Genomic DNA, 26598 nt, shown 5'->3' on the forward strand with positions numbered 1-26598 from the left:
CGCCTGATAAAACAACATTCAGACAGAAATTTTAAGGAGCATTCCATGGTAACGGTAGTCATCGGCGATCGGTTAGGTAAAGGACAGAAAGTGGCGGCGGGCGTTGAAAAGGCCGGCGGCAAAGCCATCGTAGTGCCGGGTGTGGCGGCAGACATGAAGCTGGGTGACGTAATGAAAGCGGAAAATGCCGACTTCGGCATCTCCTTTTGCGGCAGCGGCGGGGCCGGCGCTATCACCGCGCAGAACAAATATGGCTACAAAGCCAAACACGGTATGCGCTCGATCGATGAAGGGGTAACCGCGATCAACGAAGGCGCCAACGTTCTTGGCTTTGGTTTTATGGATAAAGAAGAGCTGGGCGAGCGGCTGGTGCAGGCCTGGAATAAAAAACACCCATGAAAGAGCAATTCACCACGACGGTGAGCGTCAGCGGGCGCGGCGACAGTAAAGCAAAAGCGTTCGCCGACGCGCTGAGCCGGGTACAGAACAGCGTGCTGAAGTCGAGCAATAAAGTTCTGCTGCGCATTGAGCCTCAGGAGGTCAAGGTTCTGCGCGCACAGGAACGCGTCACGACGGAGAAGTTTCTGTTTCTCTTTCTGGCGCGGCAGCGACGTCATTACAGCGTAGAGCTGGACGTGACCGTCAACGTGAGCGCAATTGATACCGATAAGGTTGACTTCGCCACGCAATGACCGTTCTCGGTTGGTCAACGGGAACTATAACCACAACTTAAAAACGTTGGCGCAAGCCTGAAAGGATAGACTGATGTTTTTAATTATTTTGCTTAAGTCGCTCATTATCGGCGGCCTGGTCGGTGTTGGCGTGGGTGCAGGCGCTGCACGCATGTTTCATGCACCGACTACGCAGGGAATGGGTGCGTTTCGTACGCTGGGCGAGCTGAACTCCTGTGAAGGCGATCCTGCCTCTCACTTCTCTTTTGGTCTGGGCTTTTTCTTCAACGCCTGGGCGTCTTCCGTTGCGGCGGGTTCCTTCACGCAGGACGTGGACCATCGCATCATCCCAAACTGGGGCGCCGCTGCGTTGATGGTGAAAAACCGCAACGTTGCTGAAACCCTGCACGACCCGAAAAAAATGGCCATTGCTTGCGGACTGATCGGCATGGTGGTGGTGGCGTTTCTTAACAGCACCGCCTCGGCCGTACCGGCAGCGCTGCAGGTTACCGCCGTCAAGGTGCTGGTACCGGCGGCCAACCTGCTGGTGAATACCGTGATGCCGGTTATTTTCTGGCTGGCAGCGATCGATGCCGGTAAGAAATCAGGCTTCTGGGCCACTATTTTCGGCGGTCTGGCGCAGCTGATTATGGGCAATGCCGTACCGGGACTGGTGCTTGGCATCCTGATCGGTAAAGGCGTTGAGGAAAGCGGCTGGCACAAGGTGACCAAAATCATGATGTTCGCCATCGTGCTGCTGTTCGTGCTGAGCGGCTTCTTCCGTGGTTTTGATATGAAAGCGTTGCAATCCTTCCAGCTGGGTGTCCCGGGCTGGCTGGAGATGATCCACAACACGTTAAGCGGCAAATAACGAGGATAACGAGAATGGAAGAGTCGAAAAGCGGATTCTGGTATGCCGACTGGTCTTTCCCGATCTTCGTCGGTTTGCTGTCGGCGGGCGTATTCGCCGGTACTCACATGTATTACACCTATGGCATCGGCGCTTTTAACGAAGTGGCTTTTGTCTCCATGCTGCGCGCGGGTATTGATACCGGCGTGTACGGCGCGGTAGCCGCCTTCGGCGCCAGCTTTCTGTTTGCCCGCATTATTGAAGGATCGCTGGTTGGTATCCTGGATATCGGCGGCGCCATTCAGACCGGTGTCGGCCTTGGCGTTCCGGCACTGCTGCTGGGCTCGGGGATCATCTTCCCGGTGTCTAACTTCGCCGCTTCGCTGGTGACCGGCCTGGTTATTGGTCTGGCGATCGGCTACGTCATCATTCTGGCACGCAAGTTCACTATCGGACAGAGTGATTCCACCTACGGCGCTGACGTCATGATGGGCGCGGGCAACGCATCCGGACGTTTCCTTGGTCCGTTGATTATCCTGTCTGCGATGGCGGCATCGATTCCTATCGGACTGGGATCGCTGGCTGGCGCGCTGCTGTTTTATCTGTGGGGTAAACCTATCACCGGCGGCGCGATCCTTGGCGCCATGGTACTGGGCGCTATCTTCCCGGTGGCGCTGTAAGACTAACCGGCCTGACTGACGTAGACAGGCCGGTTTTGACGGCTGCAACGCCGTCAACAATTTCAGGAGTAACCCATGTTTGATCTGATTATTCGCCGCGCACGCCTGCCGGATGAGACACTAACCGATATTGCTGTCAGCGCGGGAAAAATCGCCGCAATCGGCAACGTCAGCGGCGAAGCGAAAGATGAGCGCGACCTGGGTGGCCGCTGGTATCTCAGCGCAGGATGGATCGATTCACACGTACACTGCTATGCCAAATCGCCTATCTATCACGACCAACCCGATAATATCGGCGTAGCGCAAGGAGTGACCACCGTCGTTGATGCCGGCAGTACCGGTGCTGACGATGTCGATGATTTCTATCAGATTACCCGCAGCGCCGCCACCCAGGTGTACGCGCTGCTGAATATTTCGCGTACCGGACTGGTGGTGCAGCACGAGCTGGCCGATATGAGCGACATCGACAAAGTGGGCGTGCGCGACGCGGTGCAGCGCCTGCCCGGCTTTATTCTTGGCATTAAAGCGCGTATGAGCAGCAGCGTTGTGGGCCAGAACGGCATTAAGCCACTGGTACGCGCTAAAGAGATCCAGCGCGAGATCGGCGGGCTGCCGCTGATGGTGCATATTGGCAATAATCCGCCGGATCTTGATGAAATAGCCGACCTGCTTACCTCTGGCGATATTATTACTCACTGCTATAACGGCAAGCCGAATCGCATCCTCACGCCGGGCGGTGAGCTGCGAGCTGCGGTTAAAAGCGCCATTCAGCGCGGCGTGCGGCTGGACGTCGGCCACGGCAGCGCCAGCTTCAGCTTTGAGGTCGCGCGCGTTGCCATCGCTCAGGGAATTTTACCCGACAGCATCAGCTCAGATATTTACTGTCGCAACCGCATCAGCGGTCCGGTCTATGGCCTGGCGCACGTCATGTCGAAATTCTTTAATGTCGGTATGACCCTGACGCAAATAGTTGACTGCGTCACCCGCAATGCCGCTGAAGGATTGCGTTTAGCGGATAAAGGCCGGCTGGAGGTGGGCGCCGATGCCGACTTCACCATTTTTACCCTCAGCGAAGAATCACGCCCGCTGGTAGATGCCGACGGCATCAGTGAAACCGGCGCTAAACATTTCACCCCGCTGGCCGCCGTGGTTGCAGGTAAGTGGGTGATGACCGACGAAGGGAAAGCTAATCATGTCTTCGATTTATGAAAAATACGACCTGAAACAGGTTATTAACGCCTCGGGTCGGATGACTATTCTTGGGGTTTCTACGCCTTCTGCGGAGGTAGTGGAAACCGTTAACTATGGTCTTAATCACTACTTTGAAATGAAAGATCTGGTCAATAAGACCGGTGCTTATATCGCGCAGCTGCTGGGCGCGGAGGATGCGGTGGTGGTTTCCTGCGCTTCGGCCGGTATCGCCCAGTCGGTGGCGGCGGTGATCGTTCAGGATAACGACTGGCTGTTGGAGAACCTGCACGCGGCGCCGCTAACCGTGGCCCATGATATCGTGGTCCCGCGCGGTCATAATGTTAACTTTGGCGCGCCGGTCGGCACCATGGTAGCGCTGGGCGGCGGGCGGCTGGTAGAAGCTGGCTATGCCAATGAGTGTTCCCCTGAGCAGCTGGCGGCCGCGATTACGCCACAGACCGCCGCGATCCTGTATATCAAATCCCATCACTGCGTGCAGAAAAGCCACCTGAGCGTTGAGCAGGCGGCGGTGGTTGCGCGTAAGCACAAGGTGCCGCTGATTGTAGACGCTGCCGCCGAAGAGGATTTGCAGTGCTATTACCAGTTCGGCGCCGACCTGGTGATTTACAGCGGGGCGAAGGCGATTGAAGGGCCAACCAGCGGGCTGGTATTGGGGCGCCAGCCTTACGTTAACTGGGTAAAACGTCAGAGCGGCGGCATCGGCCGCGCAATGAAGGTTGGTAAAGAGGGCATTCTCGGCCTGACGCAGGCGATTGAAAACTATCTGGTGCAGGAAAAAGTTACCGGCGCGCAGATGGTGGAGAAAATGACGCCCTTTATCGACAGTTTAAATACCCTTAGCGGGGTTAAAGCCCGCGTGGTGTGGGACGCCGCCGGGCGCGATATCGCCCGCAGCGAAATTCATTTTGACGAAGCGATCGTCGGTATGACCACCGGCGAGCTGGTGCAGCGCCTGAAAACCGGCGATATCGCCATCTATTTTCGCGGTTACAAAGCCAACGAGGGCATCGTCGAGGTCGACGTGCGCAGCGTCACCGCAGAACAACTGAACGTTATCTATCGCTGTATTCGCGCATTGCTTGAAGGAGAAAAGAAAGCATGAAGCTGATGCCAAAATTTTATCAGGACCGGGTTTGCCTCAACGTGCTGGCCGGTAGCAAAGACAACGCCCGCGACATCTGGCAGGCCGCCGAAGGCTATGTACTGGTTGGCGTTCTGTCGAAAAACTATAGCAGCATCGACAGCGCCGTCAGCGATATGCGCGAATACGCCGCGCTGATTGATAATGCGCTTTCCGTCGGGCTGGGCGCCGGCGATCCGCGCCAGTCTGAGATGGTCAGCGCCATTTCCGCGCAGGTACAGCCGCAGCACGTTAATCAGGTTTTTACCGGCGTTGGCGCCAGCCGGGCGCTGCTCGGACAAAATGAAACCGTGGTTAATGGCCTGATTTCGCCGACCGGCAAGGCCGGGCTGGTGAAAATCTCCACCGGGCCGCTGAGCAGCGCAGCCAGCGACGGTATCGTTCCGGTTGAGACGGCCATTGCCCTGCTAAAAGATATGGGCGGCAGTTCGGTAAAATACTTCCCGATGGGCGGCCTTAAAGCCGAAGCTGAGTTCCGCGCTGTAGCGCAGGCCTGCGCCGAAAACGACTTCTGGCTGGAACCAACCGGCGGCATCGACCTGGACAACTACGCCGCAATCCTCTCCATTGCGCTTGAGGCCGGTGTCAGCAAAATCATTCCGCACATTTACAGCTCGATTATCGACAAAGCCAGCGGTAATACCCGGCCTGAAGACGTGGCGACGCTGTTGGCAATAACCAAAAAATTAGTGGCATAACGCGTTCCCGGCGGGCGTCAGCCCGCTTTTTCCTTTAAACCAAAGGCGAGGTAAAGATGCGCAAAGCAACACTGATGGTAACCCTTGGGGCGGCGATGCTGGCCAGCGCTCCGTTTCTGGCGCAGGCAAAGTATGCCTATGTGGGGAGCTATAATCCGAACGGCGAAGGCGTGTACCGTTTTCAGGTCGACGCGCAAAGCGGCGCGCTGAGTGGGAAAACGCTGGTCAGCAAGCTGGCAAATCCGGCGCAGCTGGTGGCCTCGTCCGACGGTAAGCATCTCTACGTCGCCAGCGAAAGCGAACAGGGTAGCGTGGTGGCCTATGCCGTCGACGCCGCTGGCAACCTGACCCAGCTCAGCCAGGTCAGCAGCAAAGGGGCTGGCCCGGTTTACCTCTCTTTGACCCCGGATAACCACTTTTTGCTGGTGGCGAACTACGTCAGCGGCAGCATTACGGTTTTACCGGTCGATGCAGACGGTAAGCTCGGCGAAGCCGTTGATCACCATCAGGACAGCGGCGCACCGGGCGCCGGCAAACCGGCGGCGGCGGTTGAAGGCAGCTTCGCCGTCAGCGACCATAACGGCCCGCACGCGCATATGATCGCCAGCGATCCGCAGGGTAAGTTTGTCTACTCCACTGATTTAGGACTCGATCGCATATACCAGTATCGCCTGGGGCGCGATGGTCAGCTAACCGCAGGTAAGCCCGCGTGGATCAACGCTTCCTCGCCGGGCGCCGGGCCGCGTCATTTTGTTTTCCTGCCCGGCGGTAAAGGGCTATGGCTGGTTAATGAAGAAGCGTCTACCCTGACTCATTACGCCATCGATGCGCGCAGCGGCAGCCTGCATGAAGGCGCCAGCGTTTCAACCCTGCCGGCCGGCTACAAGGGCACCAGCTTTGCCGCGGGTCTGGTTATCGACGGCAGTGGGAAAAATCTTTACGTTGCCAACCGCCTGCATAACAGCATCGCGCACTTTGCCATTAACGCGAACGGCACGCTGAGTCATAAAGATGATATCTGGACCCGGGGCGATTACCCGCGCACCCTGACGCTCTCCGCCGATGGCCGCACGCTCTATGCGATGAATCAGCGCAGCGATAACATTACGCGTTTTAGCGTTGAACAGGGCAGCGGCGCGCTGCACTTTAGCGATGATTACACGGCGGTCGGCGCGCCTTCACAAATGGTTATCCTGCCCTGACGCCTCTTCCCCTGGCCGACGCGGAAAAGGTAGGATGAAATAAATTTAATTAAAGGTAACTTTTCTGGTGAGATTTCCTAACCAGCGGCTGGCCCAACTGTTTGAAATGCTACAAAGCGAAACGCTGCCCCAGGATGAACTGGCGCGGCGTTTCGCCGTTTCAACGCGCACGGTGCGTACTGATATCAGCGCGCTCAATATGCTGCTGGCCGATCATGGCGTTCAGCTGGTACTTAGCCGTGGCGCAGGCTATCAGCTGGTGATTGAGGACCCGGAGCGCTACCATCGACTCCAGGCCGAGCAGCCTGCGCACTTACGCGTGCCGCGTACTTCGGGCGAGCGTGTTCACTACCTGCTGACCCGTTTTCTCACCTCGGCTTTTTCACTCAAGCTCGAAGATCTGGCCGACGAATGGTTCGTCAGCCGGGCGACGTTGCAGAACGATATGGCCGAGGTGAGAGAATATCTGGCGCGCTACCAGTTGGCGATCGAAACCAAACCCCGCTATGGCATGAAGCTGTTCGGTAGCGAAATGGCGATCCGCACCTGTCTGACCGATCTGCTGTATGAAATCGCGCTGGAGGATGTGGAGAATCCGCTGCTAAATCTGGAAGCGCTCAACAGCGGGATGCTGGGGACGCTGGAGCCCTTATTACAGGGTTGTTTCAGCCGCTTTGGCATCCGGCTGAGCGACGACAGCGAACGCTATCTGCGGCTTTATTGCGCCGTCGCCGTGCGCCGTATCAGCGAAGGTTACCCGCTCAATGACTTTTTCGCTGACGATGTCGATGACGACGTGCGCGACGCTGCCCGCCACATCATCAACCTGATGCGGCCAATCTGCGGTAAAGCGGTATCGCCAGCGGAGGAAGCTTACTTGCGGGTGAATATCGCCGCCCGACGCGTCGAGGCGCTGGCGCCGAGCGCCATCAATGCTGATGATGGCGAACAGCTGGTTGAGTACATCCTTAATTACATCAACCTTCACTACAATTACAGCCTGCAAAACGATACCCAGCTGCGCGCCGACCTGCTGACGCATATTAAAACCATGATTACCCGGGTGCGCTACCAGATTAATATCCCGAATCCGCTACTCAGCAATATCAAACAACATTATCCGATGGCGTGGGACGTCACCCTGGCGGCGGTCAGCAACTGGGGCAAATACAGCCCCTATGTCATCAATGAAAACGAGATTGGTTTTCTGGTACTGCATATTGGCGTCGGTCTTGAGCGCCACTACAACGTTGGTTACCAGCGTCATCCCCAGGTGCTGCTGGTGTGTGATACCGGCAATTCTACGGCGCGCATGATCCAGGCGATGCTGCTGCGTAAATATCCGCAGATCGTGGTCGAGGGTATTGTTTCGCAGCGCGACTATGAACAGATGGACGACGTCGCCGCCGATTTTGTTATCTCCACGGTGCGGGTAAGCGAAAAAGAGAAGCCGGTGGTGCTGATGTCGCCATTTCCCACCGATTACCAGCTGGAGCAAATTGGCAAGCTGGTGCTGGTTGATCGTACCCGTCCTTATATGCTGTCGCGCTATTTCTCTGCCAGCCACTTTTGCATCATTGACCGGCCCATCGATCGTACTGAGCTGTTTCAGCAACTTTGTCAGCAGCTGGAGCAGGAGGGCATCGTCGACGAAACCTTTTACGCGTCGGTGGAGGAGCGCGAAGCGATAGTCAGCACCATGCTAGGCGATGGCATCGCGCTGCCGCACTCGCTGGGGCTACAGGCGCGTAAAACGGCGGTCTATACGGTATTGGCGCCGCAGGGTATTGCCTGGGGCGATGAGGTGGCTTACGTGATTTTTCTGCTGGCGATCAGCAAAGACGATTACGAGGAAGCGATGGCGATTTACGACCTGTTCGTCACCTTTCTGCGCGAACGCGCCATGCCGCGTCTGCGGGCCAGCAGCGATTTCAGCAGCTTTAAAGCGGTGGCGATCGACTGCCTGAGTCGACTATAGAAGAACGGCCTCCCCATCGGGAGGCCGGTAGCATTACTTGATATAGGTAAACGCGGTGGTTACGTGCTTCACGCCGCTAACCTTGCTGGCAATTTCTGCCGCCGCCTGGCCTTCCTGCTGCGTCACCAGACCCATCAGGAATACCTCGCCGTTTTCCGTCGTCACCTTCACATCAGACACTTTCACCAGGTCGCTGGTCAGCAACTGCGAACGCACCTTGGTGGAGATCCAGGTATCGGAGGACATGGTGCCCAGCGACGCTTTCGGCCCCTGGCGAATTTCGTTATAAACTTCGGTCGCCCCTTCAACGCCCATGGCGATTTGTTTCGCCCGGCTGGCGAGCGCAGGATCCGGCGACTGGCCGGTCAGCAGCACTTTGCCCTGATAGGCGGTAACATCGATGTGTGCATCATTTTTGATTTGTTTGTCCTTCGCCAGCGCATTATTAACGCGCAGCTCCAGCGTGCCATCGTCAACCTGTGTCCCCATGGTGCGCGGGTCGGTCGCCGTCTTAGTCGCAACCGCTGCGCTGCCGATCACGACGGCTGCACAGCCCTGTAAAAGCAGCGCAGATAGCGCAATGGCAAAAACAGATAAGGCCTTCATTTTAGCTCCTTTAAACATCCTGGTGAGGAAATAAGGTGTTATCCATTAAGTCACACAGGCAATTCACCGTTAGCATGTGCATCTCCTGAATGCGAGAACTGCGATGCGATGGAATGCGGATTTCCACATCCTGTGGTCCCAACAGGCCGGCAAGTTCACCGCCATCGTGGCCGGTCAGCGCAATAATTGTCATATCCCGCGTTACGGCCGCCTCCACCGCCTTTACAATATCACGACTGTTGCCGCGCGTTGAAATGGCGAGAAGAATATCGCCGTTGCTGCCTAATGCCCGCACCTGCTTGGCATATATTTCATCATGCAGACGATCGTTGCCAATAGCCGTTAACAGCACGTTATCGGCGCTAAGCGCAATGGCGGGCAGGCTTGGCCGCTCGGTCTCAAAGCGGTTAATCATGCTGGCGGCAAAATGCTGGGCATTCGCGCAGGAAGTACCGTTGCCGCAGCTCAGAATCTTATTACCGTTAAGCAGCGCCTGCACCATAGCGACGGCTGCCCGCGAAATTGCATCTGGCAGCGCTTCCGCCGCCGCGATTTGTGTTTGAATACTCTCAGTAAAGCAGACTTTAATTCTTTCCAGCACTTCACTCACCTGGTTTATCTGGCGCGGTATTACTCATCCGCGTAAAAAGCATTGCGCAGCCACTGAACCTGATTGCCGGTAACGGCAACGACATCAAACCGGCAGGGCGCGTTGCGAAAGCGAGCGCCCTTGCCAGCCAGCCAGCAGGCCGCAGCCTGCTTCAGTCGGTGTTGCTTGCTCCGGGTGACGCTGGCGGCGGCACCACCGAAACGATCGTCACGGCGATAGCGTACCTCGACAAACACCAGCGTACAGCCGTCGCGCATAATCAGGTCCAGTTCGCCGCCGCGAAAGCGGGCATTAGCCGCAATAAAGCGCAAGCCCGCCTTTTCCAGCCAGCGGCGAGCCTGCTGCTCACACTGCTGGCCTCGCTGCTGCCGGCTTAGTTGACCGGGACGATTTTCCCCTGACGGTACTGGCTCCACGTTAACTTCCTGTTAATGACGCAATCCTGGTTGGCGCTCAGCACGCCGGTATCACCTTTAATCTGATAGCCCGGCATCTGGCGCATCTCGTTGAAATGATTCGCCAGCGTCCAGGTATCAATACCCATCGCATACAGACGGACCAACGAGTAATCATTATTAAAATTACGCGCTGCCTGCGCCATCAGTGCCGGATTAGCACCGGTTAGCAGCGGCGCATCGCTGAACTGCAGCCCGTCCATTTCAAAACGGAAGTCGGCGCCGCCCCCTGCCTGATAGCTGCGCGAGCTGGCGTATATAGCAACGTTATCGCGGCTGCTGGTACGCATCGCAATCATCGGTTTAATCAGCTGCATCTCATTTTGCGTGGCAACCACGTAAACCGAGTCCGGATTACCGCCCGAGGCCGCTGGCGGCGGCGTATCAGACGCCGGCGCCGGAATTGTCAGACCGGCGATACTCACCTGCTGAGGTTGCTGCTGCTGTTCCGTTTGCACTGGCGTTCCGCTAAGACGAATGCCCGCGCCGCTATTAATACCCTGTTTCAATTCGGCAACCGAGCCAAAACGCTGTTGCAGTACGGTTGAACCGCCCAGCTTCTGCCACTCTTCAGCAAAGGCTTTGCTTACCCGGTCCCCCAGCGCGCTGCGGGGCAGCAGCAGCAGAGGCTGGCGTTTTCCCTGGTCCCACATATGATGGGCGGCATCACGCGCTTCGTCTTCAGGAGAAAGTGCAAAGTAGCAAATATTCGGACGGTTCTGCACCTGTTCCGGCTCATTCAGCGCCAGTATGTTCACCGAGGAAGGCAGATTCGCCAGCTTTTCCACATTGTCTTTCAACAGTGGGCCGACGATCAGCGTTGCGCCATCCTGCTGCGCTTTGGCAATGACCTGGTCGATAGGCTGATTGCTGGTGTCATACACCTGAACCTGCGCGGCAGAGGAGGGCGGAGCGGTGTCGGTAACCTGCGGTGAGGCCGCCGTACTATTGGCCGCCGGGGCGGGATTATCTTCGTTATCGGGCTGGAAAGCCGCATCGCTCGGCGCGACTACCGGGTTATTCTCGCTGCCTTCCGGCGCCTGATCTGCGGGCTGCGCGGCATTTTGCTGGGAAGCATCGGCTTGAGCTTGCCCGGCAGGCTGTGACGCATCCTGACCCGCTGCGGGTTGAGCCTGGGCCTGCTGCAGCGGTTCGGCGCTATCGGTCGTCGGCGCCTGAGGTGCAGTTGCAGGTGCAGGCTGCGCGGCGTTCAGCGTACCGTTGCGCGCATCATCAAAGCCTTTTTGAATGGCGTTGGCAAAAACTTTTGCCTGGCCGTTCAGCGGCAGTAACAGGGCAATTTTACCGGTGGAAGCCTGCTTATAATTTTGGATACCGCTCAGGGCGGTGGGCAGCATTTTTGCCGCCGGATTATCCGGATAGCGGATCTGCCAGTCGCTGATGCCTGACTTGAGCATATCCGGCGTATTCTGATTGGCCCGGTAGGTATCCAGCAGGTCCAGCCAGCCCTGCAGCACGTTCTCATTGGCGTTAATCACCAGGCTGTCGCGCTGCTGTTTGCTTAACCCGGTCAGCGCCTGCCAGGTGGCATCGATGTTTTTCTGCTTATCCTGCGGACTGCTCAGCAGCGCTTGCTGAGCGATATAAGCGCGAATCAGCTGTAGGGAAGGGGCGTCATGCTGAGCGCTAATCACCAGCTGGTAATAGCGTGCCTGCTGGTCCTTCGACAGCCGGTCGTTTTCAATTTGCTTGAGCAGCGCGCTGGCGCCGGCATTATCTTTGGTCAATACGTAATATTGCGCGCTGAGCAGGATAATTTCCTGCTGCTGATCGGCATCGCGCTCATGGGGAAGCTTATCCAACAGCTGCTTCGCCTGGCTGGCTTTACCCTCGTTCAGCAGCGCCCGAATTGCGAGTAATTGCCAGCTAAGCTTGCTATTATCCCCGCTTTGCTGCATTTGTTGCAGATAGTAGTCCGAGGTGCCGGTTGCCGGACTCTTAATATCTGCACCATTTCCTGTTGGCCCCTGGCCGGAGCAGCCGGCAAAAATCAGCGCGGCAAGAAGAAGCGGAACGGCGCGTCCTGCTTTATTACGAACGACTTTTGAAGGAAGCATACTGTATCCAGTGATGTTTTTTTCAAGATGCTCAATATTAAATCGGCAATGCGGATCAAACAATGAAACAACACGATCGGGCAGAGATTTCTGCCAGCACGCTCTATATCGTCCCGACGCCCATCGGTAACCTGGGCGACATAACGCAGCGTGCGTTGACGGTGTTGGGGCAGGTTGATCTGATTGCAGCGGAAGATACACGTCATACCGGGCTGTTGCTACAACATTTCGCCATCAATGCGCGCTTGTTCGCATTGCATGACCACAACGAACAGCAAAAAGCGGAGGTGCTGCTGGCAAAATTGCAGGAAGGCCAAAGCCTTGCCTTGGTATCTGATGCCGGCACCCCCTTAATCAACGACCCGGGTTACCACCTGGTGCGACGCTGCCGCGAAGCGGGTATCAGAGTGGTGCCTCTACCCGGTCCCTGTGCGGCGGTTACAGCATTAAGCGCCGCCGGACTACCGTCCGATCGATTCTGTTACGAAGGATTTCTACCTGCAAAGAGCAAGGGACGCAAAGATGCGCTGCGCGCGCTGGCGCAGGAGCCGCGGACGCTGATTTTTTATGAATCCACCCACCGCTTACTGGAAACCCTGCAGGATATGGTGCTGGAGCTGGGGGCTGAGCGTTACGTGGTGCTGGCGCGCGAAATTACTAAGACCTGGGAGTCGATTCACGGTGCGCCGGTGGCTGAGCTACTTGCCTGGGTTCAGGATGATGAAAATCGGCGCAAAGGCGAAATGGTGCTGATCGTTGAAGGACATCAGGCCGATGAGCAGGCTCTGCCGGTGGAGGCGCTGCGCACTCTGGCGCTGCTGCAGGCCGAACTGCCGTTAAAAAAAGCGGCCGCGTTGACGGCGGAAATTCATGGGGTTAAAAAAAATGCCCTGTATAAGTTCGCGCTGGCGCAGCAAGAAGAGTGACAACGCGGCTGAAATCCCCTATTATCTCGCGCCGAAGCTGACCAGACAGTCGCCGCTTTATCGCCTTCGGGTGATATTGGGGAGGAAAGTCCGGGCTCCACAGGGCAGGGTGCCAGGTAACGCCTGGGAGGCGCAAGCCTACGACCAGTGCAACAGAGAGCAAACCGCCGATGGCCCGCAAGGGATCAGGTAAGGGTGAAAGGGTGCGGTAAGAGCGCACCGCGCGGCTGGTAACAGTTCGCGGCACGGTAAACTCCACCCGGAGCAAGGCCAAATAGGGGTTCACATGGTACGGCCCGTACTGAACCCGGGTAGGCTGCTTGAGCCAGTGAGCGATTGCTGGCCTAGATGAATGACTGTCCACGACAGAACCCGGCTTATCGGTCAGCTTCGCACTACATCAAAACCCCGCAGAAGAGATTCTGCGGGGTTTTACTTTATGGGGGGAGGGAATGACTGTCCACTCCGCTCTCTATGAAAGAACGCGGCTTACCGGTCAGCTTCGACCTTTCCATGTAAACGCCCGCAGAAGTGATTCTGTGGGCGTTCTACTTTATGGGCAGGGAATGACTGTCCACTCCGCTCTTTATGAAAGAACGCGGCTTACCGGTCAGCTTCAACTTTTCCATGTAAACGCCCGCAGAAATGATTCTGTGGGCGTTTTACTTTATGGGCAGAGAATGACGGTCCACTCCGCTCTCTATGAAAGAACGCGGCTTACCGGTCAGCTTCGCACTACATCAAAACCCCGCAGAAGAGATTCTGCGAGGTTTTACTTTATGGGGGAGGGAATGACTGTCCACTCCGCTCTCTATGAAAGAATGAGGTTTAGCGATCCTACTGACTACATTTGGATGGCTGTCAGGTCTACTATGGGCAAGGCGCAGACTCTACCTGCTAACACCGGATCTTAGCGCTGTTGATTTAGAAATAGGATGAATCGACATTTTTATACAAACTCCCCTAAGTAGCGTTAAGCTGATGCCTGCCACGCTGGTGTCATGGTGATGTCAGGTTGCTGTCGGGTTCTGATCGTGGTGATGTGGGCTGGCTTCGGTAACCCTGTCCACTGAAAACCCATTACACGGAGATGAACCATGAATGACACGAATAAGCTCAGAGCGCTTCGCCTTGAACGAGCCTGGTCACAGGAGCAGCTTGCCGAGTTATCTGGCCTGAGCACCCGTACTGTGCAGCGAATAGAGAATGGCGAACGGCCAAGTCTGGAGACCCTGAGCGCCTTAGCTGCTGTGTTTGAGGTGAGCGTTTCAACGTTTTCCGTTCAGGAAAATGCTGAAGACAACGCGCTGGATGAGCGAATCAGCGAAACGAGAAGCAGGATTGTCGAGGAGGGACGGTTTTACCGCTCAGTCATTACAGCGCTCGTCGTCTGCATATTGCTTTTCATGCTGAACCGCTACACGTCTTCTGATAGCTTCTGGTCTTTATGGGTGGCCGCTATCTGGTTTGCGTTGCTTGCAGTGCGTGGCCTGAGGACATTTTTGTTTAGCGGTTTGATTAGCAAATGGCAGCAGAAGAGACTTCAACACTTGCTGCGCAGGTAATATATGGACGAGAAGTCAGGATTCACAGGTCTGTTTCTGAACAGCAGACAATACGAAACTGACACAGCTAGTCGCCCCGGCTTATTTACTGGCTGTTTCTTTGAGGCAGGAAATATACTTTTCGCCTGAGCGGCGCACGATTTCATCGGCATGTTGCGTAATATCTTTTCCTTCAAACGCGCCGTAGAGTTTGTTAAATTTCACCGTACTCAGCCGTTGGGTTATGTCACTGACCGTTGCTGCTGGCAACGGCAGCATATTCGGGTAGCTCCACATAAAGGAGACGGCATGCGCGCCAGGGCTGACCTGAACGATGTCGCCGGAAAGCACCACGCCTTCATCTCGCGCCCAGTGCAGAACACAGCCGCCGGCAAAGTGTCCGCCGAGACGTATCACACGGACGTCTCGGGTCAGCTCAAGAATGTCGCCTTGCCAAAAGGTAATCCAGGGACTGTCGCGCATAACCCACTTGCTGTCGCTGGCGTGAAGATAAATTGGGGCGTTAAATGCTTCGGCCCAATCCTGCATGGTGGTGTAGTAATGAGGATGCGATATCGCGATGGCCTTGAGCCCGCCCAGGGAAGCTATTAGCATTTTTGTGGCGTCATCGAGCGTGGCAATACAGTCCCACAGAATATTGCCCTGCGGGGTACGCAGAATAAACGCGCGCTGACCAATCGCAAAATCAGGTACGGTGCGGATGCTGAGAAGATCGCTGTCGTGTTGTTTCCACTTATTTGTATGCGAAGCACAATGGGCGTCAAAATTGCACCATTCCTGCCCGGTTGAGGGAACATACTGGCGTTCATCTTCGCAGATAATGCAATGCTCCGGATGGGAATCGGTTATCTCATAGGATGTGCCGCAGGTTTTGCATAAAGTGATCATTGAGTCTTCCTTATTTATCCGCTTAAGCCAGTAGCAAAGCCGTGGTGTGCTCCGCTTTTATGGCAAGGTATCTGACAAAAAGCACAGTCAGCATGGCACACGGAGAGACAAGGATGTGCCTGGGAGTGCTGCCCGCCGCTTGCTTGCAGTGGGGAAAAAGCGAGTTTTTCTTATTTTCAATAACAGCAACGGCATCGACGCTTTCACTTTGTTAAGCCATGCCAGCTTATAGCAACGCCCGCTGTGAGCGAAAACGGACGTTCTGTCTACAGTTGCTAAGCTGACCGATCCCGGCATAAAGGACTGCTATACCTCGCGGTCTCTTTTTTAGCAGGTTGCAGTATTCTTCTTTATATATTCAAATATATAGCGAAAGGCTGACTAAAAGAGGATCTCAATGAATCTATATTTATCCGCTTAAGCCAGTAGCAAAGCCGTGGTGTGCTCCGCTTTTATGGCAAGGTATCTGACAAAAAGCACAGTCAGCATGGCACACGGAGAGACAAGGATGTGCCTGGGAGTGCTGCCCGCCGCTTGCTTGCAGTGGGGAAAAAGCGAGTTTTTCTTATTTTCAATAACAGCAACGGCATCGACGCTTTCACTTTGTTAAGCCATGCCAGCTTATAGCAACGCCCGCTGTGAGCGAAAACGGACGTTCTGTCTACAGTTGCTAAGCTGACCGATCCCGGCATAAAGGACTGCTATACCTCGCGGTCTCTTTTTTAGCAGGTTGCAGTATTCTTCTTTATATATTCAAATATATAGCGAAAGGCTGACTAAAAGAGGATCTCAATGAATCTATACATGTTTTACCTCGGTGGAAATGCCGGTAAATCTAACATTGAAGTGCATGACATTCAGTTCGTTGCCGCCAACCACCCCAAAGAAGCCTAGCCTGCTCTGCGCGAGGCATGGTTTGGCGATAGCGACAAAATCCATATTGACGGCTACAGCCGGGTTACCTGGGCTGATGGATATTCTGTCATGCTCTCTGCTGAGCCATCTCAATCGGCGGAAAAGTTGTTTTTCGTCAACGCTGGCGGTTACCGACCGGACACGCTGGCAGAGTTACATGAATTTGACTTGTTGGTCGCTGAAGATGCCCAACAGGCCAAAAATAAAGCGCTAAAAACATTACTTTGTGGCATCGATCAGCAACATAAGGATAATTTGAAGGATGTTGACGATTGTCTGTTACTTGAAAAGGTTGGCGATCTCTTTATTCATCTGACCCCCTGCGCATCAGGTCGTCGTGATCAACCAGAATGGCAGGGCTATCAACCGATAGGTATCTGACATGACAAGGACAGGCTTACCAGACCCGCGTGTAGCCTGTCGCGTAATCATGGGGCCATTTACCGTCACGGTGCTGGAGCCAGGTTCAGACGCGCAAGAAACCCCGGCCAGGCGTCTGGATCGGCCATAATGATGCGCTGTTCAATCAACGCTTGCTCTGCGGCAGCGCGAGCGGCCTCCAGAACAAAATCCGTACGGTTCTTCCCTTTAGCTTTCGCAGCGCGATCAATGAGATCACGCTCAGCGGGTTTAATGCGTAAATGTAAAGTTTCTCGCTTGGGGGAAATGACGGGCCTTAACAACCCGTCTCAGCAACGTCCTCCAGGCTCAAAGCGGAGCTGCGAGCAGGGCAAGATCCGCTTTAGATGAAGCCTGGAGTGTCGCTAATTTATAAACAGGAATTAACAGCTTTCGGGCGTACAAGTAATCGTACCTGCTTACCACGGTAGTTAACATAATTTTGAAACTGAAAACCAAACGCTCAGGGCCTGACCAAATCCCCGACCTCCGCCGCTAATAATGGCTCTTTTGCCACTCAGCATAAGCACGCTTCCTTTTAGTGATGAGTATAGGTTGAGGGAGATATAGCATAAGGAGGCGGAGTGGCATCTTTCCGTTAGTGCCATTTTTACAGCAGGAATATAGATAAGCTGCATAGTTAATGACAAACGGCTACCGGTATAAACCGGTAGCCGTTTATCTTGATGCGCGCTGAGATTAATCGCCGCCCACTCGACTGTATATAAAAGAACGCCGCTTAGCGGCCAGCTTCTCCGACAGTCTGAAAACGGCCACGAAGCTAACCTTCGTGATCGTTTGGCGTTATTTCGCGCCGCTCAGCAATTTCTGACGATGGCTTAATCCCATACGACAGGCGAGGTCGAAAGCGTTCTCCATCGCAGTGGTGCGGGCCACGCCTTTACCGACGATTTCATAGGCGGTGCCGTGGGCCGGCGTGGTGACCGGGATCGGCAAACCGCCCTGTACGGTGACGCCGATATCAAAGCCCATCATCTTGGTGGCGATCTGCCCCTGGTCATGATACATCGAGACAATACCGTCGAACTGCCCGTCTCTGGCGCGCAGAAAAATGGTATCGGCCGGGTAAGGCCCGTCGGCAGGATGCCCCTGGCTGGCGGCCAGCTGGATGCCGGGAGTAATGATCCGCCCCTCTTCATCGCCATAGTTGCCGTTATCGCCGTTATGCGGGTTGAGGCCGCAAACGCCGATTCTGGGCTGGGCCACGCCGGAGTCCTTCAGCGCCTGGGTTAGCATACCGATGGCTCTGGCGACTTTCTCCGCGCTAAGCTGGCTGGAAACCGCTGATAGCGGGATATGAGATGTCACGCGCGCCGTCCAGAGCTTGTCCAGCACGTTGAATTCACCGCAGACGCCGTCATAGTTAAGTTCATTCGCCAGCCAGCGCATTTCATCCTGCTGCTGCATTCCGCCGAGCCGCATAGCCCCTTTGTTCAGCGGACCAAAGCACAGCGCATCAGCCTGCCCTGAAGCCACCATCCGGGTGCCGATTTCCAGCGATTCCAGAATAAAGCGGCCATTCTCTGCCGCCACCTGCGCTGGCGCAATATGGCGGTTTAATCCTGGCCATTGAGGAATAGCCAGCCAGTCAGATTCGACGGGCAGCGCGACGCCCCGGCTGGCGGCGGCGGCTTCCAGCGCCGGCATGTTGGCAATCAGGGTGATATTCGCTTTGTCAGCGGTTCGCGGATTGGCGAGCAGGCTAACAATGATTTCGGGGCCAATACCTGCGGGGTCGCCTACGGCCAGCACGATGTGTGGTTTCTCAGCGGCTGCGAAAGGGGTACGGACTACTTCGCTCGTCATAATCTGATGCTCCTCTTAGCGGGCAGAGGCGAACCCCTGCCGATAATGTTGGGATAAATGCGTAAGGTTTTTTCAGCCCGCCAGCGAATGCCGGGTGGGTTTTTGCTGTTCAATCTGCTCGACGCTGATGTCCGGGCGAATCCACTGGGTGAAGATAATACCGAGGATCAAAAAGCCAATTGCGCCGGCGAAGGGCAGCGTCCAGCTACCGGTCATATCGATCATCAGGCCGAAAATAATCGGTGAAATGATGGTGGCCATTGCGGCGCCGAAATTAAGCATGCCGCTGGCAGTGCCGGCTGTTTTCGGCGCCACATCCATCGGAACTGCCCAGATAGGGCCAATGGTCAGTTCGAGGAAGAAAAACGCCGCGCTCAGGCACAGGGCGATGGTGACCACGTCATGGCTAATCAGCACCGGGATAAAGAAAATCAGGCCGCCGAGCAGGCTGATGGTTATCACGCTCTGACGCGCCAGCGCCAGGCGGCCGGTACGGCGTAAAATCCAGTCGCTAATCACCCCGCCGGTGAGGTCGCCGACCACGCCGGCGAAGAAGACGCCGGACGAATACAGCGCCGAGCTTTTAATGTCGAGGTTCAGTGATTGCATAAAGAAGATCGGCATCCAGCTGAAAAACAGCGTATTTGACCAGACCATGCAGAAATAGACCGCGACGGTGGCGCGCATGCGGCGCAGGATGGCCCACCATGAATGAGGCATCGCCGTACCGTCCTCCTGTACGCTTTCCCGGCGCGGCAACAGCGCCAGCTCTTCAGGTGATACGCCGGCGTGCTCTTCCGGCATTTCGCGGAAGTAGACCAGCCAGACCACCAGCCACAACGCGGAGAGAATACCAACGACGATGAAGGATGCCCGCCATGAATGCCACGCAATCAACACCGCGACCAGCGGCGGCGCGACGGCATTGCCAAGACGGGAGAAGGAGTGCGTCAGCCCCTGAGCCATACCGCGCTTCGGTTTAGGCACCCAGTTGGTGATTGCTCTGGCCTGGGCGGGGAGCGCCGCGCCTTCGCCGATGCCCAGCAGCAGACGTGCCAGACAGAGTGATACCAGGCCGCCAATCAGTCCGGTACAGACGGTGGCAACAGCCCAGATCAGACCGCAGGCAATAATGGTCCGCCGCGCGCCGAAGCGGTCAGCCACCCAGCCGCCGACCAGCTGAAAGATGGCATAGGTATAGCCGAAGGCGGAAAATGCGATGCCAAGCTCGGTGTTGGTTAGCCCCAGCTCGGCTTTTAACGGTCCTGCGGCGGCAGCGAGGTTAACCCGATCCAGGTAGAGGATAAACGACATAGCACAGAAGATAATCAGCATATTTCTGCTGATATGGGATTGTTTTTGCAAGATTGCCTCCCGGTTTTTTTTAATTGGGGCAGTTGTAGGGTATTTCGCCCTGACAACTATGAGGCAATCAATGAGGCGGCGGCTATTAGCTATTTAGATATACAGCGTTAACAATACGTCAACACGCCGCCGGATCGCTGCTTAACAGCGTGAGGATTGAGTCTGCCGCCATGGCTAATTTGCTCTGAGGCTGGTAGCACAGAACAAACTGGCGGCTGGCGGCAGAATCGGTTAACGGCAGATGGGCAAAGTCCGGGGAGGGGATTATCTGGCGGGCGACCGCTTCCGGCATCAGGCCGATACCGATGCCGCAGGTGATCATCGCGGCCATGCTATCAAAGCTACCGACCCGGATGCGCATTTTCAGCGGCATTTCCAGCCGTCGCGCCAGGCTGCTTAGCATAATGGAGATCGATGCGCCTTCCGTCAGGCCAATCAGATCGTGCTCAAGCAGCGTGGCTGCGGTTAGCGGCTGGCCGCTGGCAACCAGCTTAGCCAGCGGATGCCCGACCGGCGTGACGACGCACAGCCGATCTTTGCGGTAGGGCACCACCGACAGTGACACATGGCTGACCGTTTGCTCGTAAATGCCAATATCGGCCACGCCGCGCTGCACGGCCTGAATAACGCTTTCGCTGTTCATTTCATGCAAATCGATATGAATATCGGGATAGCGCTGGTGGCTTTTGCGCAGGTCGTCAGTGAGAAATTGCAGTACTGCCGAGGTGCAGGCGGCGATACGCACCACGCCGCGATTCCCCTGTAAAAAGGCCTGCATATCGTCCTGCATCCGCTCCGCCGAGTGCAGGATGGCGCGCGCATGCGCCAGCACGGCGCGCCCGGCATCGTTCAGTGCCATTCCGTGCGGCAGACGCACGAACAGCGCGATGCCCAGCTGATCCTCCAGCTCACGAATGCGGCGGGAGGCGGCGGCTGGCACCAGGTGCAATCTTGCCGCGCCGTGCGTGATGCCGCCCAGCTCCGCCGTCGCCACAAACAGCTTAAGCGTTACCAGATCGCAACGGATACCGGAAGCGATGCGATAGACATTGCGCTCCTCAGACAAGAGGGAAACGGAAGCCAGATTTTTACTCATACTTTTACCCTGCCAGTCATTGCCCGTGAAGGCGTCATCGTGAGCCAACGCGCTTTCACTCCGGCGCGGTCTGTTACAGCGGCACCATGACCACCCTGGCGCCGCTTTGCTGTAGCGCATCCCGCCCGTGGTCAGCAAGATGCTCATCAGTGATGATTTCGTCAAAGTCACTTAGCGCCAAAGCCCGCCAGGTGGCGACTTTGCCGTATTTCGAGCTGTCACTGAGTAAAATACATTTGCCGCTCGCCTCCCGTGCGGCGCGCTTGACCGCCACCTTATTCTCATCCGGCGTACAAAGCCCGCCGGTGTTCCAGCATGATGCTGAAACGAAGGCGATATCGATGCAAATATTGCGCAGCGCCTGCGCAGTGGCTTCCCCGACGCAGGACCGGTTTTCCCGGCATAGCATGCCGCCGGTGTGCAGCATCCGGCATTCCCCGTTGCTGATAAGGAAATCGCTGATCGCGAAATCATTGGTAACCACCAGCAGGTCGTGACGCTGACCCAGCTGGCGTGCCAGCGCCAGCGTAGTGGTGCCTGCATCAAGATAAATGCAGCTGTGCAGGGGGATTTGCAGCGCGGCATAGCTGCCGATCGCCTGCTTCTCCGGGCTGTGCATCTGCGTTTTATCCAGATGGGAAGGTTCGCTTTGCAAACGCTGCATGGAACGCACGCCGCCGGAAACCGCCAGCAGCCGACCTTCACCCTCAAGCTTTCTGATATCGCGTCTCACCGTCATGTGAGATACCTGTAGCCGCCGGGCTAATTCAGTGATGCTGATCGCATCCATATCCGCCACCAGCGCTAAAATCTTGTCCTGTCGCTCAAGAGGTATCATTCAGTCCTCATTCCTGATGCTGTAAGCCAGTTGCCGTATCTTGCAGCATTATCACATAACCCGGTTTCAGCTGTGGCGTTCACGTGCGCCCTCATTGTTACACCGGAAAGCCTGTAACAGGATGCTGCTTGTTAATAATTGTGAAGTTGGTGCTAATTCAGTTCTTATCTGTGAAATATTAACAATATTTTGGTGAGAATTGATATTTTTTCACATATGATGACGTGATATCAGTACAGGTGCTTAATGGCAGGAGGATAAATGTTCTATCTGGGCGTCATTGCCGATGATTTTACCGGGGCTACCGATATTGCCAGCTTTCTGGCGCAAAACGGGATGTCAGTTATTCAGTACAACGGCGTGCCGGCAGCAAACAACCTGCCGCCAGACGTCGATGCCGTGGTCATCAGCCTGAAATCTCGCTCCTGCCCGTCAGAAGAAGCGGTGAATGACTCGCTATCCGCGCTGCGCTGGCTGAGGGCGCACGATTGCCAGCGCTTTTACTTCAAATATTGCTCCACCTTTGACAGCACCGCCGACGGCAATATCGGCCCGGTTACCGACGCGTTGCTCACTGAGCTTGGCGAAAGTCAGACCGTGATTTCACCGGCGCTGCCGGTAAACGGCAGGACGGTGTATCAGGGCTATCTGTTTGTTCATCAGCAGTTGCTGTCTGAATCCGGCATGCGTCATCATCCGGTGACGCCGATGCGCGATAGCCAGCTGCTGCGGCTGATGGAGCAACAGGCTTCGGGCCGGGCCGGGTTGATCCCGCTGGCTACCTTGCAGCAGGGAAGCGAGGCGGTCAGGCAGCAGCTGGCGCAGCTGCGTCAGCAGGCGGTGCGCTACGTGGTGATGGATGCCGTTAGCGAAGATGACCTGCTGATTCAGGCGGCGGCAACCGAAGATATGCGGCTGCTGACCGGCGGCTCCGGGCTGGGATTTGGTGTCGCACGCCATTTTGCCGCCACCCATGGCACAAAGTCGGATGCGCAGCGGGGCAGGCCGGTAGCTGGCCCGGCGGTGGTTATTTCCGGGTCCTGTTCGACGATGACCAACGCCCAGGTTGCTCGCTATAAGCCGCAGGCGCCGCACTTTGCGCTGGATATTGTGCGCTGCCTGCAGGACCGCGCCGGCTATGCTGCGGAAATCTGCCGTTGGGTGGTTGAACAAGGCAACTCAACGCTGGCGCCGATGGTCTATGCCACCTCCGATGCCGATAAACTGCAGCAAATCCAGCAGCAATACGGCGCCGCCGAAAGCAGCCAGGCGATCGAGCAGCTGTTTGCCCGACTGGTCCCGCTGCTGGCGGAGAACGGCATTCAGCGATTTATCGTCGCCGGCGGTGAAACGTCCGGGGTGGTCACTCAGTCGCTGAACATCACCGGGTTGCATATCGGACCGACGATTTCCCCCGGTATTCCCTGGGTCAGAGCCAGCGATCGGCCGGTTTCACTGGCGTTGAAGTCAGGCAATTTTGGTGATGAAAACTTTTTTGCCCGCGCCCAACTGGAGTTTATGCCATGAATGAACAACAGATGCGCGAGGCAATGGTCAGGCTGGGGCGCTCCTTCTTTCAGCGCGGTTACGCCACCGGCTCGGCCGGTAACCTGTCGCTGCTGCTGGATGATAATACCCTCCTGGCGACGCCTACCGGTTCCTGCCTCGGCGAACTACAGGCGGAAAGCCTGTCAAAAGTAACCATGGACGGCGAGCTGATATCCGGCGATAAGCCCTCGAAAGAGGTCAGCTTTCACCGCGCGCTTTACCTGAATAATCCTCGCTGTAAAGCGGTTGTACACCTTCATTGTTTGTACCTGACGGCGCTTTCCTGCCTGGAAAATCTCGATCGTGACAACTGCATCCGTCCTTTTACGCCCTATGTGGTGATGAAGATCGGTGAAGTGCCGGTAGTCCCCTATTTTCGCCCCGGCGATGGGCGTCTTGGCGAACATCTCGCCAGACTGGCGCCTGATTACCGGGCGTTTTTGCTCGCCAATCACGGGCCGGTAGTAACCGGTAACAGCCTGCAGGAAGCGGCGGACAATCTTGAAGAGCTGGAAGAGACCGCGCGCCTGATGTTTATACTTGGCGATCGGCCTGTTCGCTATCTGACACCAGAAGAAATCGCAGAGTTGAGGAACTAAGGATGCCGAAGTTTGCCGCTAACTTATCGATGATGTTCAACGAAGTGCCGTTTATTGAACGCTTTGCCGCTGCGGCGCGCGCCGGGTTTGAGGCGGTAGAATTTCTGTTTCCTTATGACTACGCGGTTGATGATCTTAAGACCGCGCTGCGGCAAAGCGGTCTGAAAGTGGTGTTGTTCAATACGCCGCCCGGCGCGGTTGATAAAGGCGAATGGGGGCTGGCCGCGCTGCCTGGCCGTGAGGAGGAAGCGCGACGCGATATTGACCGGGCGCTGGTGTATGCCCGGGCGCTGAACCTGCCTTCGCTGCACGTCATGGCCGGCGTGGTGCCCGCTGGTTGCCCGGCGGCATCCTGCGCTGAAACCTTTGTTGAAAACCTGCGCTATGCCGAAGCGCAGTGCGCTGGAGAAAATATTCAGCTGCTGGTGGAGGCTCTCAGCCCGAAAACCCGGGCTGGCTATCTGCTTTCCAGTCAGTATCAGGCGCTGGATATTGTCGACAAAGTCGATCGGGCTAATGTGAAAGTGCAACTGGATCTGTTTCACGCCCAGCAGGTAGACGGCAATCTGAGCCATTTGCTGCGCCACTATGCCGGAAAATACGGTCATATCCAGATAGCCTCGGTGCCCGACCGGCATGAGCCGGACGAAGGCGAGATCAATTATCCATGGCTGTTTGAGCAGCTCGACACACTCGGTTATCGCGGCTGGGTGGGCTGCGAATATCATCCACGCGCGCAGACCGAAGCAGGGCTTGGCTGGCTGGCGCGCTGGCGCAACCCGTAGCCTGAAGGCCAGCGCTTTTCGCTATCCGGGTGCGGGCAATATCTGCTAACTGCGGCTTCTGTTACCGACGCACCGGCGTGAAATCCATCTAAGCGCCCGGATTGCTGGCCGCAGAGTGATAGGGCACCCTTCCTGCATTAACTTATCCCGCAGCCCTACGTTCTCAGCAGGGCAGGAACCTGATGCGCAGCGTACTGGCGGCGTTCATCCGCTGAAAATTTGAACTTTTCCCCAGCGGTGTCGATAACAGACATAACAGCGCGCCAGTAACAGAGTAGAAGGGATAAAAATGATCGGTTCAATTAAAGCAGCGGTTATGTCGTGTCTTGCCCATTCGCCGCTCCGCCATTCGCGCCAGACTGTCAGCTCGCTGCATAACGCCATTGCGATGATTGAATTTACGGCGGGTGGCGAAATCATTACGGCGAATTCGCTGTTTCTGGACATGATGGGCTACCAGGCAGGCGAGATTATGGGTCAGCATCACCGGATGTTTTGTCCCGATAGCTACGTTAATTCACCTGACTATTCGGCATTCTGGGCGCGCCTTAACCGCGGTGAAAGCTTCAGTAATAAATTCCTGCGCCTTGCCAGAAACAGCCGCCCCGTCTGGCTGGAGGCTAATTACGTGCCGGTTCAGGATCGCAGCGGCAGGGTGATTAAGGTTGTCAAACTGGCAACGGATATCACCGGGCATATCGTTGATGCCCAGGAACAGCGCGCCATGACCAACGCTATCGACCGTTCAATGGCGGTTATTGCCTTTGGTTTGGATGGAAAAGTTCTGCGCGCCAATGCTAACTTTCTCAAGGCCATGGGCTATGAGGAAAGCGAAGTGATTGGTCAGCATCACAGTATCTTTTGCGCCCCGGAGCTGTATAAGAGCGAGCGCTATGAGGCATTCTGGAAGCAGCTGCGTAGCGGACAATTTGAGTCTGGCCTGTATCCCCGGCTTGATAAAAAAGGCAATACGGTATGGCTGCGTGCCACCTACAATCCCGTGTTTGATGAAAATAAGCGACTGTATGAGGTGGTCAAGTTCGCAACGGATGTCAGCGAGCAGGTAAAAAGGAATCAGCAGGAGCACGAGGCCGCTGAGTATGCTTATAACGCTGCGCTGCAGACCAATAAGAATACCCGGCAGGGCGTTATTGTGATTGAAAATAGCGTGCAGAAAATGGATGAGATCGCCAGCGAGCTACGTAAGGTTTCCGATGACATAAACGGTTTAAGTAGCCAGTCGGCTCAAATTGGGATGCTGGTCGATACCATCCGGTCGATCGCCAATCAAACCAACCTGCTGGCGCTCAACGCCGCTATTGAGGCGGCAAGAGCCGGAGCCCACGGGCGCACTTTTGCCGTTGTGGCTAATGAAGTGCGTACTCTGGCGACCAATATCAACAACACCAGTCAGCAAATAGCCAGCGTGGTGAACAGCAACCAGACGCTGGCAAGCGCCGCACAGAAAAACATTACTGATAACTTGACCAGAGCCGATCAGGGCGTCTCAATGATAAAAGAAGCCGGTGAAATGATCGTTGGCATCCAGACGTATTCGACGGAAGTGGTTGAGGCCATTGAGAACGTTGCGCAGAAGTTGAAAAAAGACTGATAGCAGCAAAAATGCCTGATGCTGGCCGTGGGTCAGACCAGCTGCATCAGGCGG

At 56.0% G+C, this 26598-nt stretch carries 25 protein-coding genes, 1 other RNA gene and 1 pseudogene; 17 read left to right on the forward strand and 10 right to left on the reverse strand.

Features of this window, described 5'->3' with window-relative positions; genetic code table 11:
- Positions 1–45 precede the first annotated feature (45 nt).
- The 9 genes from BTJ39_RS01315 (at position 46) to BTJ39_RS01355 (ending at position 8432) form a co-directional block, all read left to right on the forward strand.
- Positions 46–399 carry a glycine-rich SFCGS family protein gene (locus tag BTJ39_RS01315; protein ID WP_078000853.1) on the forward strand — a complete coding sequence of 118 codons (354 nt, stop codon included), beginning with the start codon at positions 46–48 and terminating at the stop codon, positions 397–399.
- On the forward strand, positions 396–692 hold the full coding sequence (locus BTJ39_RS01320) for a DUF4312 family protein (RefSeq protein ID WP_078000854.1): 297 nt from the start codon (positions 396–398) through the stop codon (positions 690–692). The genes BTJ39_RS01315 and BTJ39_RS01320 overlap by 4 nt, the downstream gene beginning before the upstream one ends.
- Before the next feature lie 73 nt (positions 693–765).
- The gene (locus BTJ39_RS01325; RefSeq protein WP_078000855.1) at positions 766–1542 is read left to right on the forward strand and encodes a DUF4311 domain-containing protein; all 777 of its coding nucleotides are present in this window, start codon (positions 766–768) and stop codon (positions 1540–1542) included.
- Positions 1543–1556: 14 nt separating this feature from the next.
- Positions 1557–2201 (forward strand): DUF4310 family protein, encoded by a 645-nt coding sequence (locus BTJ39_RS01330; protein WP_078000856.1) that lies wholly within the window; start codon positions 1557–1559, stop codon positions 2199–2201.
- Between the two features lie 75 nt (positions 2202–2276).
- Positions 2277–3410: an amidohydrolase/deacetylase family metallohydrolase gene (locus BTJ39_RS01335; protein ID WP_078000857.1), complete on the forward strand. Its 1134-nt coding sequence runs from the start codon at positions 2277–2279 to the stop codon at positions 3408–3410.
- Entirely contained in the window at positions 3394–4515 is a 1122-nt protein-coding gene (locus BTJ39_RS01340) for a DgaE family pyridoxal phosphate-dependent ammonia lyase (RefSeq protein WP_078000858.1), read from the forward strand. The genes BTJ39_RS01335 and BTJ39_RS01340 overlap by 17 nt, the downstream gene beginning before the upstream one ends.
- Positions 4512–5252 (forward strand): 2-dehydro-3-deoxy-phosphogluconate aldolase, encoded by a 741-nt coding sequence (gene dagF, locus BTJ39_RS01345; protein WP_078000859.1) that lies wholly within the window; start codon positions 4512–4514, stop codon positions 5250–5252. Before BTJ39_RS01340 ends, dagF begins: the two co-directional genes overlap by 4 nt.
- Before the next feature lie 56 nt (positions 5253–5308).
- Positions 5309–6454 carry a lactonase family protein gene (locus tag BTJ39_RS01350; RefSeq protein WP_078000860.1) on the forward strand — a complete coding sequence of 382 codons (1146 nt, stop codon included), beginning with the start codon at positions 5309–5311 and terminating at the stop codon, positions 6452–6454.
- Positions 6455–6521: 67 nt separating this feature from the next.
- Positions 6522–8432, forward strand: a complete 1911-nt coding sequence (locus BTJ39_RS01355) for a BglG family transcription antiterminator (protein WP_078000861.1) — start codon at positions 6522–6524, stop codon at positions 8430–8432.
- Positions 8433–8465: 33 nt separating this feature from the next.
- On the opposite strand, the gene dolP is transcribed toward BTJ39_RS01355, so the two are convergent.
- Genes dolP through BTJ39_RS01375 form a run of 4 tightly spaced genes read right to left on the reverse strand, consistent with a single transcriptional unit; the run spans position 8466 to position 12181 of the window.
- Positions 8466–9038, reverse strand: coding sequence for a division/outer membrane stress-associated lipid-binding lipoprotein (dolP, locus tag BTJ39_RS01360; protein WP_078000862.1), 573 nt, complete (start codon positions 9036–9038; stop codon positions 8466–8468).
- A 10-nt stretch (positions 9039–9048) separates the two neighbouring features.
- On the reverse strand, positions 9049–9639 hold the full coding sequence (diaA, locus tag BTJ39_RS01365; RefSeq protein WP_078000863.1) for a DnaA initiator-associating protein DiaA: 591 nt from the start codon (positions 9637–9639) through the stop codon (positions 9049–9051).
- A 29-nt stretch (positions 9640–9668) separates the two neighbouring features.
- The gene (locus BTJ39_RS01370; RefSeq protein WP_078000864.1) at positions 9669–10064 is read right to left on the reverse strand and encodes a YraN family protein; all 396 of its coding nucleotides are present in this window, start codon (positions 10062–10064) and stop codon (positions 9669–9671) included.
- On the reverse strand, positions 10022–12181 hold the full coding sequence (locus BTJ39_RS01375; RefSeq protein ID WP_078001240.1) for a penicillin-binding protein activator: 2160 nt from the start codon (positions 12179–12181) through the stop codon (positions 10022–10024). Before BTJ39_RS01375 ends, BTJ39_RS01370 begins: the two co-directional genes overlap by 43 nt.
- A 62-nt stretch (positions 12182–12243) precedes the next feature.
- Here BTJ39_RS01375 and rsmI point away from each other — a divergent pair, with 62 nt between their 5' ends.
- From rsmI to BTJ39_RS01390, 3 genes are all read left to right on the forward strand, one after another.
- A complete protein-coding gene (gene rsmI, locus BTJ39_RS01380) occupies positions 12244–13107 on the forward strand; it encodes a 16S rRNA (cytidine(1402)-2'-O)-methyltransferase (RefSeq protein WP_078000865.1) in 864 nt (287 codons plus the stop codon).
- A 33-nt stretch (positions 13108–13140) separates the two neighbouring features.
- An RNA gene (gene rnpB / locus BTJ39_RS01385) (RNase P RNA component class A) lies at positions 13141–13503 on the forward strand.
- Between the two features lie 701 nt (positions 13504–14204).
- On the forward strand, positions 14205–14672 hold the full coding sequence (locus BTJ39_RS01390) for a helix-turn-helix domain-containing protein (protein WP_078000866.1): 468 nt from the start codon (positions 14205–14207) through the stop codon (positions 14670–14672).
- A gap of 81 nt (positions 14673–14753) precedes the next feature.
- On the opposite strand, the gene BTJ39_RS01395 is transcribed toward BTJ39_RS01390, so the two are convergent.
- Positions 14754–15560 (reverse strand): MBL fold metallo-hydrolase, encoded by an 807-nt coding sequence (locus BTJ39_RS01395; protein ID WP_078000867.1) that lies wholly within the window; start codon positions 15558–15560, stop codon positions 14754–14756.
- Positions 15561–16352: 792 nt separating this feature from the next.
- Between BTJ39_RS01395 and BTJ39_RS01400 the strand changes: the two are divergent.
- Positions 16353–16856: pseudogene (locus BTJ39_RS01400) on the forward strand (DUF1543 domain-containing protein).
- A gap of 65 nt (positions 16857–16921) precedes the next feature.
- On the opposite strand, the gene BTJ39_RS01405 reads toward BTJ39_RS01400, so the two are convergent.
- From BTJ39_RS01405 to BTJ39_RS01425, 5 genes are all read right to left on the reverse strand, one after another.
- On the reverse strand, positions 16922–17158 hold the full coding sequence (locus BTJ39_RS01405; RefSeq protein ID WP_078000868.1) for a type II toxin-antitoxin system TacA family antitoxin: 237 nt from the start codon (positions 17156–17158) through the stop codon (positions 16922–16924).
- A 520-nt stretch (positions 17159–17678) separates the two neighbouring features.
- The gene (locus BTJ39_RS01410) at positions 17679–18701 is read right to left on the reverse strand and encodes a 4-hydroxythreonine-4-phosphate dehydrogenase PdxA (protein WP_078000869.1); all 1023 of its coding nucleotides are present in this window, start codon (positions 18699–18701) and stop codon (positions 17679–17681) included.
- Positions 18702–18773: 72 nt separating this feature from the next.
- The gene (locus BTJ39_RS01415) at positions 18774–20066 is read right to left on the reverse strand and encodes an MFS transporter (protein WP_241825845.1); all 1293 of its coding nucleotides are present in this window, start codon (positions 20064–20066) and stop codon (positions 18774–18776) included.
- Between the two features lie 118 nt (positions 20067–20184).
- Entirely contained in the window at positions 20185–21162 is a 978-nt protein-coding gene (locus tag BTJ39_RS01420; protein WP_078000871.1) for a LysR family transcriptional regulator, read from the reverse strand.
- A 73-nt stretch (positions 21163–21235) separates the two neighbouring features.
- Entirely contained in the window at positions 21236–22000 is a 765-nt protein-coding gene (locus BTJ39_RS01425) for a DeoR/GlpR family DNA-binding transcription regulator (protein ID WP_078000872.1), read from the reverse strand.
- A 261-nt stretch (positions 22001–22261) separates the two neighbouring features.
- Between BTJ39_RS01425 and otnK the strand changes: the two genes are divergently transcribed.
- The 4 genes from otnK (at position 22262) to BTJ39_RS01445 (ending at position 26544) form a co-directional block, all read left to right on the forward strand.
- The gene (gene otnK / locus BTJ39_RS01430; RefSeq protein ID WP_078000873.1) at positions 22262–23527 is read left to right on the forward strand and encodes a 3-oxo-tetronate kinase; all 1266 of its coding nucleotides are present in this window, start codon (positions 22262–22264) and stop codon (positions 23525–23527) included.
- A complete protein-coding gene (gene otnC / locus BTJ39_RS01435) occupies positions 23524–24147 on the forward strand; it encodes a 3-oxo-tetronate 4-phosphate decarboxylase (RefSeq protein ID WP_078000874.1) in 624 nt (207 codons plus the stop codon). The genes otnK and otnC overlap by 4 nt, the downstream gene beginning before the upstream one ends.
- A 2-nt stretch (positions 24148–24149) precedes the next feature.
- Positions 24150–24932 (forward strand): 2-oxo-tetronate isomerase, encoded by a 783-nt coding sequence (otnI, locus tag BTJ39_RS01440; RefSeq protein ID WP_078000875.1) that lies wholly within the window; start codon positions 24150–24152, stop codon positions 24930–24932.
- A 289-nt stretch (positions 24933–25221) separates the two neighbouring features.
- A complete protein-coding gene (locus BTJ39_RS01445; RefSeq protein ID WP_078000876.1) occupies positions 25222–26544 on the forward strand; it encodes a methyl-accepting chemotaxis protein in 1323 nt (440 codons plus the stop codon).
- Positions 26545–26598 lie beyond the last annotated feature (54 nt).

The sequence above is a fragment of the Izhakiella australiensis genome, assembly GCF_002006995.1.
GTDB classification, from domain to species: domain Bacteria; phylum Pseudomonadota; class Gammaproteobacteria; order Enterobacterales; family Enterobacteriaceae; genus Izhakiella; species Izhakiella australiensis.

Excerpts from the sequence above, each read along its gene's own strand:
- otnC (WP_078000874.1), top strand. The coding sequence starts at position 23,524 with ATGAATGAACAACAGATGCGCGAGGCAATGGTCAGGCTGGGGCGCTCC.
- BTJ39_RS01350 (WP_078000860.1), top strand. The coding sequence starts at position 5,309 with ATGCGCAAAGCAACACTGATGGTAACCCTTGGGGCGGCGATGCTGGCC.
- BTJ39_RS01375 (WP_078001240.1), bottom strand. The coding sequence starts at position 12,181 with ATGCTTCCTTCAAAAGTCGTTCGTAATAAAGCAGGACGCGCCGTTCCG.
- BTJ39_RS01320 (WP_078000854.1), top strand. The coding sequence starts at position 396 with ATGAAAGAGCAATTCACCACGACGGTGAGCGTCAGCGGGCGCGGCGAC.
- BTJ39_RS01335 (WP_078000857.1), top strand. The coding sequence starts at position 2,277 with ATGTTTGATCTGATTATTCGCCGCGCACGCCTGCCGGATGAGACACTA.
- dagF (WP_078000859.1), top strand. The coding sequence starts at position 4,512 with ATGAAGCTGATGCCAAAATTTTATCAGGACCGGGTTTGCCTCAACGTG.
- otnK (WP_078000873.1), top strand. The coding sequence starts at position 22,262 with ATGTTCTATCTGGGCGTCATTGCCGATGATTTTACCGGGGCTACCGAT.
- rsmI (WP_078000865.1), top strand. The coding sequence starts at position 12,244 with ATGAAACAACACGATCGGGCAGAGATTTCTGCCAGCACGCTCTATATC.
- BTJ39_RS01420 (WP_078000871.1), bottom strand. The coding sequence starts at position 21,162 with ATGAGTAAAAATCTGGCTTCCGTTTCCCTCTTGTCTGAGGAGCGCAAT.
- BTJ39_RS01390 (WP_078000866.1), top strand. The coding sequence starts at position 14,205 with ATGAATGACACGAATAAGCTCAGAGCGCTTCGCCTTGAACGAGCCTGG.
- BTJ39_RS01315 (WP_078000853.1), top strand. The coding sequence starts at position 46 with ATGGTAACGGTAGTCATCGGCGATCGGTTAGGTAAAGGACAGAAAGTG.
- BTJ39_RS01340 (WP_078000858.1), top strand. The coding sequence starts at position 3,394 with ATGTCTTCGATTTATGAAAAATACGACCTGAAACAGGTTATTAACGCC.
- BTJ39_RS01330 (WP_078000856.1), top strand. The coding sequence starts at position 1,557 with ATGGAAGAGTCGAAAAGCGGATTCTGGTATGCCGACTGGTCTTTCCCG.
- dolP (WP_078000862.1), bottom strand. The coding sequence starts at position 9,038 with ATGAAGGCCTTATCTGTTTTTGCCATTGCGCTATCTGCGCTGCTTTTA.
- BTJ39_RS01395 (WP_078000867.1), bottom strand. The coding sequence starts at position 15,560 with ATGATCACTTTATGCAAAACCTGCGGCACATCCTATGAGATAACCGAT.
- BTJ39_RS01410 (WP_078000869.1), bottom strand. The coding sequence starts at position 18,701 with ATGACGAGCGAAGTAGTCCGTACCCCTTTCGCAGCCGCTGAGAAACCA.
- BTJ39_RS01445 (WP_078000876.1), top strand. The coding sequence starts at position 25,222 with ATGATCGGTTCAATTAAAGCAGCGGTTATGTCGTGTCTTGCCCATTCG.
- otnI (WP_078000875.1), top strand. The coding sequence starts at position 24,150 with ATGCCGAAGTTTGCCGCTAACTTATCGATGATGTTCAACGAAGTGCCG.
- BTJ39_RS01425 (WP_078000872.1), bottom strand. The coding sequence starts at position 22,000 with ATGATACCTCTTGAGCGACAGGACAAGATTTTAGCGCTGGTGGCGGAT.
- BTJ39_RS01325 (WP_078000855.1), top strand. The coding sequence starts at position 766 with ATGTTTTTAATTATTTTGCTTAAGTCGCTCATTATCGGCGGCCTGGTC.